Consider the following 14680-nt stretch of genomic DNA (forward strand, 5'->3'; position numbering starts at 1 on the left):
GAAAGCCGCTTGATGCGGCTTATCTAGTTTTTGTAATGGGGGTTTACAAATACGACGAGAGTTAAAATTCATATCACCGCTTTCTTAACGTCTTCTCACTTTTTGGTTTTTACTTGTTCATCTTGGTAACAAATCACTATTCAAAGATTTTGCTTTACCTCATTAGATCTTCTTTAGAACAGCTTAAAATTAGAACATTTATTCAATAGTTTCAGCCTATAACCCAAGGCTATGATTTAAAGCTTTTTTGTCAATTGTTTAGGTTAAGTTAATTGTGCAAGGTAATGAATGGAAAAATTAAAAATATAAAACAGGATGAAGAAAATGCCTTCGCAAAAGATAACAAAATACCCATTAAATAAAGTCAGTTTATCCTTATTCGTTGCTCTTAATCTACTCCATATATCTGAGGTTGCAGCACAGCAAGCTGACAAGAAACAATTTAAGACACCTGAAAATGAAGAATTAGAGATTATCAGTGTAGTTGGCTCAATGATCAAAGGGGCTAATATAGAAGGGGCACTCCCTGTGTCTGTTATTGATTCTGATGATGTTGATGCAATCGGCGCGACTTCAGGGAGTGAGTTGTTTGCATCGATTCCAAGTAATGGAACAGTGAGCTTTAATGGTAACGATGTAGTGAGTGGTGTGTATGCGTCACGAGGGGATGTAGCATCAATTAACTTACGTAGTATTGGTACGGGTAACACACTTGTATTATTGAATGGGCGACGTTTAGTACAACACCCAGGCTCGCAAACAAAAAACTCAGTGCCAGTAACGACCGTTAATATGAATTCGATTCCAGTAATGGGGATTGATGCTGTTGAAGTTTTACATGATGGCGCTGCTGCTATTTATGGCTCCGATGCGGTTGCAGGGGTCGTTAATACGCAAATGAAAAAGGATTTTAGCGGTTACCGTTTTGATATGCAGTATGGCCAGGCTGAAAATACGAGTCGTGAAAAGCTCAATTTAAATGCGCTAGCTGGCTGGGATGTTAATGATGGTTCAACCAATATAACAGCCTCAGTTAATTACTATCATGGTTCTGAGGTTATGGCTTCAGAAACGAAGTTTTCACGCAATAATGATTTAAGACCATTCTTAGAGGGCACGCGTTGGGAGGGAGATTCTAATTTTAGAAATAACTCAACAACAACTCCTTGGGGACGTTTTGATGCGAGTCAAGCAGTCGACGGCCTGACAAGTTCAGCCGGACGGTTTCATATCGAAGATGTGGATGCCAGTGATTCAAATCAGCGATGTGTATTAAGCAATGGCTTGTGCATTGATAGTGGCAGCATTTCAAGTGACACTCAAGGTTATAACACCAATAGTAGCCGTACGCTTATTCCTGAAACTGAACGGTTAAATTCATTTGTTTTTATTAATCATGAACTAAGCTCAGGTACCGAGTTATACAGTGAACTAGGTTATTACCAAGCCGAGTCAAACTCACAGCGAGGTGAAACCGCTACGTTAACCTCTGCACCGGTGACAATCTCAAGTGATGCATATTGGAACCCGCTAGGGAGTGGTATTAATCAAGTGTCTGGTTTTGGGATTCCCGCACAAGGACTCGATGTCACTATTGATGCTTACCGTGTTGTTGATGCTGGTGCTAGAGGGATTAATGTGGACAATAAATCTTATCGTGCTTTAGCGGGTGCCCGAGGTGATCTTGATGCATGGAGTTGGGACAGTGCGGTACTTTATTCCAAAGCTAAAACAGTTGATAAAACGAATAACCGTATAAGTTTAAGTCTCTTTCAAGACAGTGTAAACCGCCAAGACAGCTCTGCATATAACCCTTTTTGTAATGCATCTTGTAACTCTCAAGAGACGATTGATAGCTTTTTAATCGATATCAGTCGTGAGGGTGAAACAGAACTCGCATTAGTCGATTTTAAAGTGTCGAATCCTGCTTTATTTTCACTACCTGCTGGTGATGTTGGTATAGCAATGGGAGCTGAGTGGCGTTATGAAAGTTTCGCAAACACTTATGATGACAGATTAAATGGCACTATAACCTACACAGATACTGTAACGGGGAGTAATTATGCTTCTGATGTTATGGGCTCTAGTGGTCAACCAAATGCTGATGGTTCACGTAATGTAGCGTCGGCGTTTGTTGAGTTTGCAGGAGCGCTGATCAGTCCTGAAATGGAAATCCCTCTAGTCGAGAAGCTTAACTTTCAGCTTGCTGGTCGCTTTGAGCAGTACAATGACGTAGGAAGTGTATTTAAGCCAAAAGCAGTACTCAGCTGGTATCCTACCTCTAGTTTACAAGTACGAGGCTCTTACTCAGAAGGTTTTAGAGCTCCTAATCTTGAGCAACTTCATACCGCCAGTACAACTCGTGTTAATTACCCAACAGATTACTATCGATGCCAAGCGCGAATAAATAAAGGGGAGTTGAGCAACTTAAGTGAATGTAATGGCAGCGACAGCGTCTCTAATATTCGCTTAGGGAACACAAAACTAAAACCAGAAAATGATTACAACTATGGATTAGGCCTAGTTTATACACCCGAATTTATTGACAACCTAACGCTTACAGCCGACTTTTGGCGTATAGAACAAGAAGACCTGATCGGTATACGCTCCTATCAAAATATCGCTGACTTAGATTATTTCTACCGTTTAAATGGCGCAGCTAACCCAAATGTTATTCGCTCACAGGCAACTGCTGATGATATCGCTTTTTTTGACGGTTCTGGTTTGGCAGCGGTAGGCGACATGGTTGAAGTTGTTGGTTTATATGAAAACTTAGACTCTCGTGTTACTGAGGGCCTCGATTTAAGCATCAACTATCGCTTAGCTGATACTGACTTTGGTGATTTTGATATAAAACTTAACGCGGCAAAATTACTAAAAGCATATCAAAGTGTTGATAGTGAATCGGCAAAGTTAGCTGCATTAGGTTTACCTCTTGAAGATGTGGGCGATTTAATTCAAATGGACGGCCGTCCTCAGTGGCAAGCAACCGGTACTTTAACTTGGCGCTATAACAATTGGGGAGCAGGCTTGTATGGTAAATATGTTGGTGATTTTTATGATACGAGCGCCGTTCATGATGAAACCGGTGAATATTGGCATGTAAGTAGTTGGAGTACTTTTAACGTGTATGGTCAATACACGTTTGATTCTGGTACTCGCGTTCGTTTAGGTATGCGAAATATGTTTGATAGAGAGCCACCTCTAGCAGATGAAACATACGGTTATAACGCAAGCTTGCACAATGCAGAGGGGCGTTATTTATACGCTAACTTTAGTTTTAGTTTTGAATAAATAATCATTCAATTAGATGAGAAGTTGTGTGCTTCTCATCTGCTTTATGGGATAAAAAATGCGAATTAATAAACTAACAAGCATCATCGCGAGTGTTATTTTACTGGCGGGTTGTACTAAGGGAACCCTGCAATCTATCGACACAATTATTATTGGAGAGGTTATTTATAGCGGAGCATCTGAAACTCCGTTTTCTGGTGTGATTGGTATTGATAAAGGCAATATAGTCTTCGTTCAAAAACATCTACCTACTGATATCAAAGCAAAAAAGACAATTAACGCGCAAGATTTTATCATCGCACCTGGTTTTATTGACCCTCATACACATGCGTGTAACGATTTTAAAGGTGGGCTGACAAATCTAAATGCAAACTACTTAACGCAAGGTGTCAGCACCGTATTCTGTAACGTCGATGGCGGTGGCGATGTTAATGTTGCGGGAACATTGCAAGATTACCAGCAGCAAGGTATTGGCACCAATGTTGGGCTTTATGTTGGTCATGGTTCAGTCCGTAAGGCGGTAATGGGACGCGTAAATCGCGCGCCAAGCAACAGCGAGCTTGAGCAAATGAGAGAGCTTGTAAAAGAGGCAATGAACGCGGGAGCATTGGGTTTATCAACAGGGCTTTATTATGTGCCTGGTAACTATGCGACAACCGAGGAGGTTATTGAGCTGGCTAAAGTCGCAGCAGAGCATGGTGGTGTTTATGATAGCCACATTCGTGATGAAAGCTCTTACAGTATTGGTCTTATAGGCGCTATTGAAGAAGTTATAACAATTGGTGAAGAAGCAAGGTTGCCCGTTCACATCGCTCACATTAAGGCGTTAGGAACCGACGTGTGGGGAGAAAGTGAGCAAGTTATTAAACTTATAGATAATGCGAGAGCGCGGGGAATTAAGGTGTCTGCGGATCAGTATCCTTGGCGAGCCTCAGGAACCAGTGTTGCGGGTAGTTTAGTACCACGTGAAGTGCTTGCCGGTAGCAAAGAAGAGTATTTAGCAAGATTACAAGACGCTTCGCAATGGCCTACAATTCGTACAGCCATGTTAGAAAACTTAAGGCGCAGAGGCGGAGCTGATTCTTTATTGATAAGTGACCCTACGCGCCCTGATATACGTGGTAAGACACTGGCTCAAATCGCTGAAGACTGGCAGTTGGATGCAATTGACGCAGCAAAAAAAATAATTATTTCAGGTAATGCGCGGGTTGCCAGTTTTAATATGTCTGAGGACGATATTAAAGCGTATATGCAAGCTCCATGGGTGATGACTTCATCCGATGGCAGCCCTGGTCACCCAAGAAAGTACGCCTCTTTCCCAAAAAAATATCATGAATATGTTTATCAAAAAAAATGGCTAAATCTAGCTGAGTTTATACATAAAAGCAGCACGCTAACCGCAGAGACATTTGGTTTAACTAATCGAGGAAAATTAGTTGTGGGAAATGTCGCTGATATTGTTATTTTTGATAAAGAAAAATTTGCTGCTAATGCAGATTATTTAAACCCAGAAAAGCTAAGTTCTGGTGTGCAATGGATGCTGATAAACGGCCAGTTAGCTATTGATAATGGCAAAGTGTTAAATGTATTGGCAGGCCAAACTATTCGACAAAATCAATCACTAAGGTAGTCATTATGAAAATGTTTTTTAAGGCGCTTTTCTGTTGTCTCATCATGTTTTCTTCTTGTTATGTGTTTTCTAGCGCCGCGAGCAACTTTTATAGTCCAGCAACGAATTTTAATACAGATATAATTTCCCCAGAGAACTTTTTGGGTCATCAACTAGGTGAGCAAATGGTTCGTAATGATCAGTTAGTTGCTTACTTTAAGATGTTATCAGAACAATCAGAACGCGTTAGTTTTGAAGTAATTGGCTATAGTCACGAGCGCAGGCCAATAATTACTTTGACAATTAGCTCGCCAGCAAACCTAAAAAGGCTGCCCGAAATACAGCAAAAGCATATGCTTTTACAGCAAGGTAATGCATTAAATACTTCAAATATGCCAGTGATAAGTTGGATTAACTTTGGTGTTCATGGCAGTGAAGTAAGCTCAACAGACTCTGCGATACCTATTGCCTACCACCTTGCAGCTGCACAAGGTAAAGAAACAGAAAAGCTATTAGAAAATAGCGTTATTTTGTTAACAGCTAGTATGAACCCTGATGGCAATAGTCGTGAAGCCTCTTGGAATTTACGTTATCAATCAGAGGTAGCTATTAGCGACCCTGAGCATGCTTTACATGGTTCTCCATGGCCGTCAGGGAGAACCAATCATTATTGGTTTGATTTAAATCGGCAGTGGATGTTGCAGCAACATCCAGAGCCCGTGAGTTGGGTGAAAAAGTTCCATGACTGGCGACCAAATATCGTGGCTGATTTTCATGAAATGCGCTCTTATAAATCGTTTTATTTTCACCCAGGCGCACCTGATAGGGTTCATCCATTAATCAATAAGCAGGCTATGGGGTTGTTATCGGATGTTGTCGAGCAACCTCGCGCGTATCTAGATAGCGCTGCTACTTTGTTTTTTAATGAAGAGGCCTATGATAATTTCTACCTTGGTAAAGGAGCGACTTATCCACATTTATACGGCAGTTTAGGTATTCTATTTGAACAGGCCAGTTCTGCTGGGGTTTTGGAAACACCAAGAGGGCTGTTGTCATTTCGAGAAAATATTAAAACGTATTATCATGTAGGCCTAGCGCTTCTTAATAATGCTGTAGACAAAAAACAGGCCTTACTTAATTATCAGTATCAGTTTTCTAAAGAGACTAAAGAAACCGCGAAGAACGATAGTGTAAAAGGGTATGTATTTTCAGCACCAGAAGACCCTGCAAAGATCTTTCATTTCTTACAGCTACTTAGCCGCAATAAAATAGACGTTAAGCCCCTGACAAAAGACATGACCGTTAACGGTAAATCATTTTTTGCAAATCAAGCATACGTTGTTGAATCAGCTCAAGCGAGTTATCCCATGCTTAAAGGTTTGTTCTCAAAAGTAACGCGCTTTGAAAATAATACATTTTATGATGTATCTGGCTGGACGATGCCGTTAGCTTTTGGCATTGAATATGAAGAGCTCAAACAAAGTAATTACCAAGTAGGTGAAGTGCTTGCGGTTACTTTTCCTCGCCAACCCTCCCCAAGCGAGGCTCAGGTTGCTTATGCATTTGAATGGAGCAATTATTACGCCCCTAAATTGATGTATCAATTACTGCAAGAAGGTTTTCGTCCCCGTGTTGCTAATAATGGCTTTCAAGCAGAAACAGACCAAGGGCAAAAAACATTTATGCGCGGTACAGTGGTGGTGCCTGTATCGAATCAAGATAAAAGTAAATTACATTCATTAATGAGCCAGGCTGCGGAGCAAGATGCGATAGCTAGCTACGCATTGCAATCATCGCATACTCAGAGTATTGGCATGGATTTGGGTAGTAATAACATCGAAGCAATTGAACAGCCTCACGTATTACTTGTTATTGGGCCTTCAATTTCACAGTATCAAGCTGGAGAAGTTTGGCATCTACTTGATAAGCGCATGAATATTCCTAGTGTTTTAGTGACTAAATCACAGTTAGAAAAGTTAGATCTAAATAACTACAGCCACATTGTGCTTGTTGACGGTCAACACGCAAATATTAATAAGAAAACCACCGATAAGTTATTAACTTGGACCCGCTCGGGAGGGACATTTATTGGTATAGCTGACGGTGCAAAATGGGCCAGCAAAGAGTTGCTAGACCTTGTTACGGTCGAGATTAGCCCGGGTATTGAGAATCAGCGAGAAAGAATCAATTATGGCCAGAAGTCACACCTTGAAGCGCAAGATATTATTGGTGGTGCAGTCATGTTAGGAGACTTAGACATTACCCACCCGCTTGGATACGGCTATGTAAGAAGAGAGGTTGCCAGTCACCGAAGTGGCTTACTGGCGTTTGAAATGCCAAAAAACCCTTACGCGTCTATTGTACAGATAGCTCAAAAACCGTTATTAACAGGGTTTGCTTCAGTTGAAAATCAACAGCAACTAGCAGGAAAAACAAGTTTAGTTGCACAAAGGTTAGGAAAAGGAAGTGTTATTTTATTTGCCGATGATCCAAACTTTAGAGGCTACTTTTATGGAACAGAGAAGCTATTTTTAAATAGCTTATTCTTTTCAAAGTTATTCGTATCGCCCAGATAGTGTGCATTTTTGAGCCCCAAGCGTTCGACTTCGGGCTCAAGTTGGGTGTTCATTTGCATTTCAAAAAAAGACAATAAAATGATAAGCAACAATAAACTTTTACCCTTTCTGATCCTTTTAAGTGCCATTGCAAGTGCATTGTATGTGAACTTTTTTGTCACTCCAACATGGTTAGAGCAATCTTATTTATACGATACATATCAAACTGAGCATAATCAGTATGCTTATATGTATAAAGGAAAAGAAGTCACTATAAACTCAGTTGTGGCATATCAAGACTCACCTTTAAATCAAGCCTCTTTAGATGCGAGTAAACAAACTCCGAGTTTAGAAGAGCAATGGGTTATGACTGATGATGGCGAGGTACGCTTACTTAAACCTGCCTTTCATTATGGCTTATGGTCACTGCTGCCTGCATTTGTCACCATTTTATTGTGTTTGATTACCAAAGAGCCACTTACGTCTCTATTTAGTGGTATTGTTGTTGGGGCTTTATTACTTGGTCACTATGATTTAACCAATGACGTTATCATTGTGAATTTAGCAACTGAAAGTAGCGCTGCTTTGTTATTACTTTACTTGTGGTTATTAGGCGGGTTGATTGGTATCTGGTCTCGAACAGGGGCGGCTCAAGCGTTTGCAAACTTTATGACAAAGCACTTTGTGAAAGGGCAGCGCTCAGCCAAATTAATTTCATGGTTTTTAGGCGTTATTTTCTTTCAAGGCGGTACCATGAGTACAACCTTAGTTGGCACCACAGTGCGCCCCCTTGCTGATAAAGCAAAAGTGAGCCATGAAGAAATGAGTTATATTGTTGATTCAACAGCCTCCCCTATTGCATCAATCCTCGCATTTAATGCATGGCCTGCTTATATTCAAGCGCTAATTTTTGTACCTGGGGTTTCTTTTCTTGCCACAGAGTCAGAGCGAATTAAATTTTTCTTCTCAAGTATTCCATTTAGTTTTTATAGTTTTTTCGCCGTTTTAGGCACATTTTTGTTGACCATGAATATTACGCGTTTTTCTGGCAAGCGGATTAGAGATGCTCATCAACGCGCATTATCAACAGGACAGCTTGATGCCCCAGATGCAACACCATTGAGTGCAAAAGAGTTACAGCAAACCCATGTCCCTTCTCATTACTCGCCACATGTATTAGAGTTTTTATTGCCTTTGATAAGCTTGATTAGTATCGCCATTATTACTTTTTTATACAGTGGTACGCCTGAAGTTAATTGGGCATTTGGGGTTGCGTTATTAATGTCTGCGTTTATTGCGTTGTGTAAAGGTATGTCGTTAAGTGACCTGATGGACGGGTTTGCAACAGGCTTAAAGGGGGTTGTTGTTGCCTCTGTTATTTTAATGCTTGCGGTTATTATAGGAACCATTAGTAAACAAATTGGTGGAGGTTTGTACCTTGTATCTTTACTTGGGGATGGTTTGCCCTTTTGGCTGCTGCCAATACTTCTACAGCTGATCACGCTCGCAATAGCTTTTTCAACAGGCACAAGTTGGGGAACCTATGCTGTCGCATTTCCTTTAGCAATGCCACTTGCTTGGGCTATTAGTCAATCACAAGAACTCGCACATCCAGAGTTATTTATGGCTGTATGCTTTGCTGCGGTTTTAAATGGGAGCGTATTTGGTGATCAGTGCTCACCTATCTCAGATACAACGATTTTAAGCGCTATGACCACAGGGTGTGATCTGATGGACCATGTTAAGTCGCAGCTTGTTCCTGCATCAATCGCAGCTGGTCTGGCAGGTTTACTTTGGACTTTGACTGTTTACTTTTTTGCCTAACTTTAGGAGTTAATAAATGCGACTGCGACATATCGAAGTGTTCCATGCAATCTATACAACGGGTTCAATCACGAATGCCGCTAAAGCTTTACATGTATCACAACCCTCGGTTAGTAAAGTTTTATCGCATGCGGAGATGCAATTAGGTTTTAAGTTATTTGAGCGGGTAAAGGGACGTCTCATTCCAACTGAGGAGGCGTCGATGCTATTCAACGAAGTTGACAAAATTTACCAGCAAATGCGGTCGATTAAAAACACAGCTGAAAATATAAAAAAAGCTGAGTTTGGCAATATAAATTTAAGTGTTACACCTGCCTTAGGTTTCGATGCACTTCCCTGTGCAATAGCAAAGTATCATCACGCGTATCCAAAAGTTAACTTTAATGTGCAGACGATTCATAACAATGAAGCATTGCAAGCATTACTTGAACATAAGTGCGATTTGGCTGTTGTTTTTTCGCCGAGTGCGATGCCAGGCGTTAAAGCTATTAAAATTGCACAGTCAGAGCTGGTTGCGGTATTTCCTAAACGTTTATTTCCATCTATACCTGCTCAGCTGACCTTTCAGGAACTTGAAGGGGCAGAATTTATTGATATAAGTGATAGTGGCCCTTTAGGGCACCTGTTGTGGAAGCGCATGCTTGAGGAAAATATCGTACTGGACTCTACAATTAAAGTGCAAACTTACTTTATTGCTGCACGCTTGGTAGCACAGGGAGTGGGTGTATGTATCGTTGATAAGTATACTGCTATGGGAAACTTGTCAGATGACATTGCTATCGCCTCATTCAGCCCTCCTTTATTTTTCAACGTGAGTGCTCTTCATTTAGAAAATAAAGTTTTATCACATGTTTTAGACGCCTTTTTAAATGAGTTATCTAATTGTATTTAAAGGGTATTTTGTCTGGTTATAAACATAGGTTATAGGTGCAATAATTCTTCATTCTTTTCTAAATTTTAAAAAATAATATGCTCTGTTTAGTCAATTTTTCTTTCTAAATTAGAGATATATTATGCAAATTAAGCCTCCTTATTTACTATTTATCGGTGATGCGACCGATAAACTCTCAATTAAAATGGCACAAAGTTTAGCTGATTGGCGCGCTGAACTTTGTGTAGGCGAGCTGAGCGTTAACGGTTGTACAGTCAGTACTGGTCTCAATCAATGTAGCATCTGTGAAGCTGCTAAGTTAGGCGCAAAAACATTCGTTCTAGGTTTTGCTAATAGTGGTGGTGTGTTAGACAAAAAGTGGTTGCCAATTATTAGTGAGGCAATAGAGAACGGAATGAACATCGTAAGTGGGCTTCACGATAAGCTCACTAACTTTGATGAGCTGGTCAGTCTTTCGCAAAAGCACAATACAAATTTATTGGATATTCGTCATCCAAGTACAGCATTTGCAACAGGCAAGGGATATAAACGCAAAGGTAAGCGATTACTTACTGTGGGAACAGATTGCTCTGTAGGTAAAATGTATACAAGCTTAAGCCTAGAGAAAGCGATGAAAGAACAAAATATAGATGTCGACTTTAGGGCTACGGGGCAATGCGGAATTTTAATCTCAGGCAGTGGTGTAGCGATAGATTGCGTTATTGCTGATTTTATTTCCGGTGCTGCAGAATCATTAAGTCCTGATGCAGAGGAAACGCATTGGGATATTATCGAAGGGCAAGGTTCACTGTCACACCCTGCTTTTGCTGGAGTTAGCTTGGGATTGTTACATGGTTCTCAGCCTGATGCGTTAGTGATATGTCATGCTTTAAATAGAACCCATATGCGTGGCTTACTCCATACTTCCTTTCCTAGTATTGAAACGACGATAGAGTTAAATATTGCTGCGGCGAAATTAACGAACCCTGATGTTCAGGTGGTCGGTATTTCAGTTAATACATCCAGTGTTAGCATTGAACAAGGAAATGAAATTTGTGAGCGTCTGAGTCAGACATTTGGTGTGCCATGTGTTGATCCCTTACGTGATGGCGTCGATTCAATAGTGGCCAACTTATGCTAACAGAAAGATTGTTCAATATATCCTTAGAAACGTTGTCGAGCGTCTACACTGTCTCTGTTTTTCATCAATCAATACCATTGAAATCAGACTTTAAAATTTCTAGAGGAACAAAAAAGAGCGCAGATGTGATTGTGGTTGTGATTGCAGACAAAGAATTTTACGGCTGGGCTGAATCGGTCCCCTATGCGCGTTATGATGAATCGATAAGTACATCGACAAAACAAATTAAAGCATTGTTTTGTGATCGTTCCTTCACTCGCAAAATGGAACTTTCCGAGTTAATTAATACACTCCCCGCTGGCGCTGCCCGTAATGCACTAGATTGTGCTATGTGGGATCTTCAGGCCAAACAAAGTACACGACCAGTTGCAGAGATATTGAGTAAAACCAGTATAACGAGTATTTGCGCGCACACACTTAGCATTGATACACCAAAAGCCATGCAAGAGGCTGTATTGGCGATGAATTCCCCTCCCCTAGTGAAAGTAAAACTAGATAAACAAGATATCATCGCTAGGATGACGGCTATTGCAAACGCTGCGCCTCATAGTCAGTTTATCGTAGATGCAAACGAAGATTGGTGCTTTCGTGATTTAGAAGAGAATGTAGAGGCGCTAAAAGCACTTAATGTTGTACTCATTGAGCAACCCCTACCCGCTGGTGAGGATGAGCAACTGATTAACTTCACATCGCCAATCCCTCTTTGTGCTGATGAATCATGCCATACTGAAAATGATCTTCCTTATTTGCAGGGACGATATCAAGTTGTCAATATTAAACTCGATAAAACAGGAGGTTTAACACAAGCTTGTTCGTTAGCCAGTAAAGCCCAAAAGATGGGGTTTGATATAATGCTTGGCTGTATGGTGGGCAGTTCTCTAGCGATGGCACCAGCCTCATTACTTGCATCACAAGCTCGTTATGTCGATTTGGATGGGCCACTGTTAGTGTTAAAAGATCGAAAGCATCACTTTACTTATGCTGATGGTCAAATGAGCCCTCTTCAAAGTTGTCTATGGGGAGGTGCGCATAATAGTGAGCGCTTTTTCGTTGATCGCTTACAGTTACAGTAATGCTTTTCAATTAAGCTCCCATAAGCTTGTCATAGCAGGGAGCTTAGAGGTATTTATTCTACAGAAATAAACACCTCGACCTCTTCACTATTTTTGTAAAACTCATAGTCAGTTTTATAAGCGCGAATATATGGGCAGTGCTCATTACTAAAGTATTGCCATACTTGCCCCCATACATCGACAACCGTTTGAGGCATAGCTCCTTTACCGCTAAAGCGAAGATATTTCCCCGTTGCAAGGTCTATTGATTCTGTATTAGCTGATTGTACAGGGGTATTGGTGCAAGCATAGACATCAAAGTCTCCAGTAACATCTGATTCGTAATGTGTGTATACACCATAAACTTGGCTTTCAGGAGATAGTTCCGGCGCAATATTGGCATAAAATTCCTGCCATAACGTCGCTATTTTAGCGCCCCGACCACTCATTTCGTTGCTGTTACAAGTGCGAACTTTTAAACCAAATAATGTGGTGGAGTTATTGATAGTGATATGTGCTTGCTGCTGATCCATAGCGTTTTTTCCTTGTGTGTTTTGTACCTATAAAATATCAGAATTTTGGATTAGATATGTAGCTTTTTTGAAAAATTTTAGTCTTGAGCGTTATGGATGTATCTAACAGGCTAAAAAATAGTCATAGTATCGCAATCACCATCAGGTTAAGATGAATTTAAATTAAAATAAAATTAGCAGGTGTTTTTATGAATAAAATCAATGCTCTCATCTACTTTCTCGCGTTTAGTAGTGGTTTTTGTATCATGGGGATTGAGCTTTTAGGAGGGCGAATTTTGGCCCCCTATTTTGGTAGCAGTGTACATATTTGGGGCAGTATAATTACTGTATTTATGCTGAGTCTATCGATTGGCTATCTACTAGGCGGAAAGCTGTCTACACATAACCCCTCCTTAGCTAAATATGGCGTTATCTTTTTTATCGCCAGTATTATGGTCATCCCCATTGTTTTATTTGCTGAGCCTATTATGGCTTTTATTTTTAGCCATATTGAAGACAGCCGTTACGGCTCTTTACTTGCCTCAACAGCATTGTTTTTTATTCCAACGACTATTCTCGGAATGATTTCGCCTTATTCAGTGCGATTATTGGTTACCGATCATGAAAAAAGCGGTCAGGTTGCCGGTGGTTTATATTTTGTTAGCACTTTAGGTAGTGCTCTTGGGACTATCATCACATCTTTCTACATGGTGTTAGCTTTTGATGTAAACGATATTATAAAAACATTTGCATCGGTACTCGGTGCGTTAGGCCTACTTGCTATTGCCGTCAGTCAAACACGTGCTAAGGAGCGCACAGTATGTTTAGAGTCTTGATAGGGTGTGTAATTTTGATATTGTCGTTCGGTGTCTACAGTGAGGTAATACATAAGGAACGTTCGTTGTATCGCAATATATTAGTTGAAGAGTCAGGTGATTTGTTGTGTTTAAAATTCAATGAAAAAACCCGCAAAAGTACGCAAAGTTGCATGTATAAAAGTAAACCCAAAAAGCTAGTGTTCAACTACACAAAAATGACATTTGCGAGTTTACTTTTTATCGATAATCCCCAAAATGTCCTCATTATCGGTTTAGGCGGTGGGACATTATCCAATACTATTCACGAGCTTTATCCTAACGCAAGTATAGAAAACGTTGAGATAGATCCCGCTGTGATAAAAGTTGCGCGTGATTACTTTCAACTTATAGAAACCGATAAAGTGACTTCTAAAGTACAAGATGGGCGTATTTTCATTAAACGAGCCGCATTAAAAAAACAGAAGTATGATTGGATTATTCTTGATGCTTTTAATGGTGACTACATTCCTGAGCACTTACTGACTAAGGAGTTTTTTGCTGAGGTAAAAAGTGTGCTTGCTGAGGGGGGGATTGTTGCTGCTAATACTTTTTCTTCAAGTAAGCTTTATCAGCATGAGTCGGCTACTTATTATGATGTGTTTGGTGACTTTGTGAATGTTGTGACAGATAAGAACTCAAACCGCATAATCTTGGCAGGGTTAAATGCGATGCCAAGTGATCAGCAAATAGCAAAGCGTGTAAAACAATTAGCGGTAAAATTAGCGCCATATGATGTAGATATACATTCATTGAGCGAGCATTTACTCTACACCAAAGATAATCAGAATTGGCCGTCAGATACGAAAGTACTGACGGATCAATACTCGCCTGCAAATCTGTTAAACTATTAGTAAACACATACTCTTTGATAAGGCCAATTTAGTTGCTCTGCTTTTTGGTAGAGCAACGATACCCATCCATCCCCGCTTTTGGCTGGACTAAACTTATTAAAAAGGGGCAAAACT

10 protein-coding genes are annotated in these 14680 nt (G+C 40.4%); 9 read left to right on the forward strand and 1 reads right to left on the reverse strand.

Features of this window, described 5'->3' with window-relative positions:
- The first annotated feature begins 324 nt into the window (after positions 1-324).
- From L3V41_RS07905 to dgcA, 7 genes are all read left to right on the forward strand, one after another.
- On the forward strand, positions 325-3294 hold the full coding sequence (locus L3V41_RS07905) for a TonB-dependent receptor (RefSeq protein ID WP_237127507.1): 2970 nt from the start codon (positions 325-327) through the stop codon (positions 3292-3294).
- Between the two features lie 58 nt (positions 3295-3352).
- Positions 3353-4924 carry an amidohydrolase family protein gene (locus tag L3V41_RS07910; protein WP_237115537.1) on the forward strand — a complete coding sequence of 524 codons (1572 nt, stop codon included), beginning with the start codon at positions 3353-3355 and terminating at the stop codon, positions 4922-4924.
- A 140-nt stretch (positions 4925-5064) separates the two neighbouring features.
- A complete protein-coding gene (locus L3V41_RS07915; protein ID WP_237127508.1) occupies positions 5065-7479 on the forward strand; it encodes a M14 family zinc carboxypeptidase in 2415 nt (804 codons plus the stop codon).
- 78 nt (positions 7480-7557) lie between these two features.
- Positions 7558-9282: a Na+/H+ antiporter NhaC family protein gene (locus L3V41_RS07920; protein WP_237115535.1), complete on the forward strand. Its 1725-nt coding sequence runs from the start codon at positions 7558-7560 to the stop codon at positions 9280-9282.
- Positions 9283-9298: 16 nt separating this feature from the next.
- A complete protein-coding gene (gene dgcR / locus L3V41_RS07925; protein ID WP_062567850.1) occupies positions 9299-10174 on the forward strand; it encodes a LysR family transcriptional regulator DgcR in 876 nt (291 codons plus the stop codon).
- A 121-nt stretch (positions 10175-10295) separates the two neighbouring features.
- Positions 10296-11294 carry an N-acetyltransferase DgcN gene (dgcN, locus tag L3V41_RS07930; protein ID WP_237115534.1) on the forward strand — a complete coding sequence of 333 codons (999 nt, stop codon included), beginning with the start codon at positions 10296-10298 and terminating at the stop codon, positions 11292-11294.
- A complete protein-coding gene (gene dgcA, locus L3V41_RS07935; RefSeq protein WP_083515250.1) occupies positions 11288-12367 on the forward strand; it encodes an L-Ala-D/L-Glu epimerase DgcA in 1080 nt (359 codons plus the stop codon). Before dgcN ends, dgcA begins: the two co-directional genes overlap by 7 nt.
- Positions 12368-12420: 53 nt before the next feature.
- Here the strand turns inward: dgcA and L3V41_RS07940 are convergent, their stop codons facing one another.
- A complete protein-coding gene (locus L3V41_RS07940) occupies positions 12421-12879 on the reverse strand; it encodes a GyrI-like domain-containing protein (RefSeq protein ID WP_062567848.1) in 459 nt (152 codons plus the stop codon).
- Positions 12880-13067: 188 nt separating this feature from the next.
- On the opposite strand from L3V41_RS07940, the gene L3V41_RS07945 reads away from it, so the two are divergent.
- Positions 13068-13694 (forward strand): fused MFS/spermidine synthase, encoded by a 627-nt coding sequence (locus tag L3V41_RS07945; protein WP_062567847.1) that lies wholly within the window; start codon positions 13068-13070, stop codon positions 13692-13694.
- Entirely contained in the window at positions 13679-14566 is an 888-nt protein-coding gene (locus L3V41_RS07950; protein WP_237127509.1) for a fused MFS/spermidine synthase, read from the forward strand. The genes L3V41_RS07945 and L3V41_RS07950 overlap by 16 nt, the downstream gene beginning before the upstream one ends.
- Positions 14567-14680: the final 114 nt, after the last annotated feature.

Source organism: Pseudoalteromonas sp. L21, assembly GCF_021728035.1.
Classification (GTDB): Bacteria; Pseudomonadota; Gammaproteobacteria; order Enterobacterales; family Alteromonadaceae; genus Pseudoalteromonas; species Pseudoalteromonas arabiensis.

What these genes read in the sequence shown, in the direction of transcription:
- L3V41_RS07905 (WP_237127507.1), top strand. Translation starts at nt 325, where the DNA reads ATGCCTTCGCAAAAGATAACAAAATACCCATTAAATAAAGTCAGTTTA.
- L3V41_RS07910 (WP_237115537.1), top strand. Translation starts at nt 3,353, where the DNA reads ATGCGAATTAATAAACTAACAAGCATCATCGCGAGTGTTATTTTACTG.
- L3V41_RS07920 (WP_237115535.1), top strand. Translation starts at nt 7,558, where the DNA reads ATGATAAGCAACAATAAACTTTTACCCTTTCTGATCCTTTTAAGTGCC.
- dgcR (WP_062567850.1), top strand. Translation starts at nt 9,299, where the DNA reads ATGCGACTGCGACATATCGAAGTGTTCCATGCAATCTATACAACGGGT.
- dgcN (WP_237115534.1), top strand. Translation starts at nt 10,296, where the DNA reads ATGCAAATTAAGCCTCCTTATTTACTATTTATCGGTGATGCGACCGAT.
- dgcA (WP_083515250.1), top strand. Translation starts at nt 11,288, where the DNA reads ATGCTAACAGAAAGATTGTTCAATATATCCTTAGAAACGTTGTCGAGC.
- L3V41_RS07940 (WP_062567848.1), bottom strand. Translation starts at nt 12,879, where the DNA reads ATGGATCAGCAGCAAGCACATATCACTATCAATAACTCCACCACATTA.
- L3V41_RS07945 (WP_062567847.1), top strand. Translation starts at nt 13,068, where the DNA reads ATGAATAAAATCAATGCTCTCATCTACTTTCTCGCGTTTAGTAGTGGT.
- L3V41_RS07950 (WP_237127509.1), top strand. Translation starts at nt 13,679, where the DNA reads ATGTTTAGAGTCTTGATAGGGTGTGTAATTTTGATATTGTCGTTCGGT.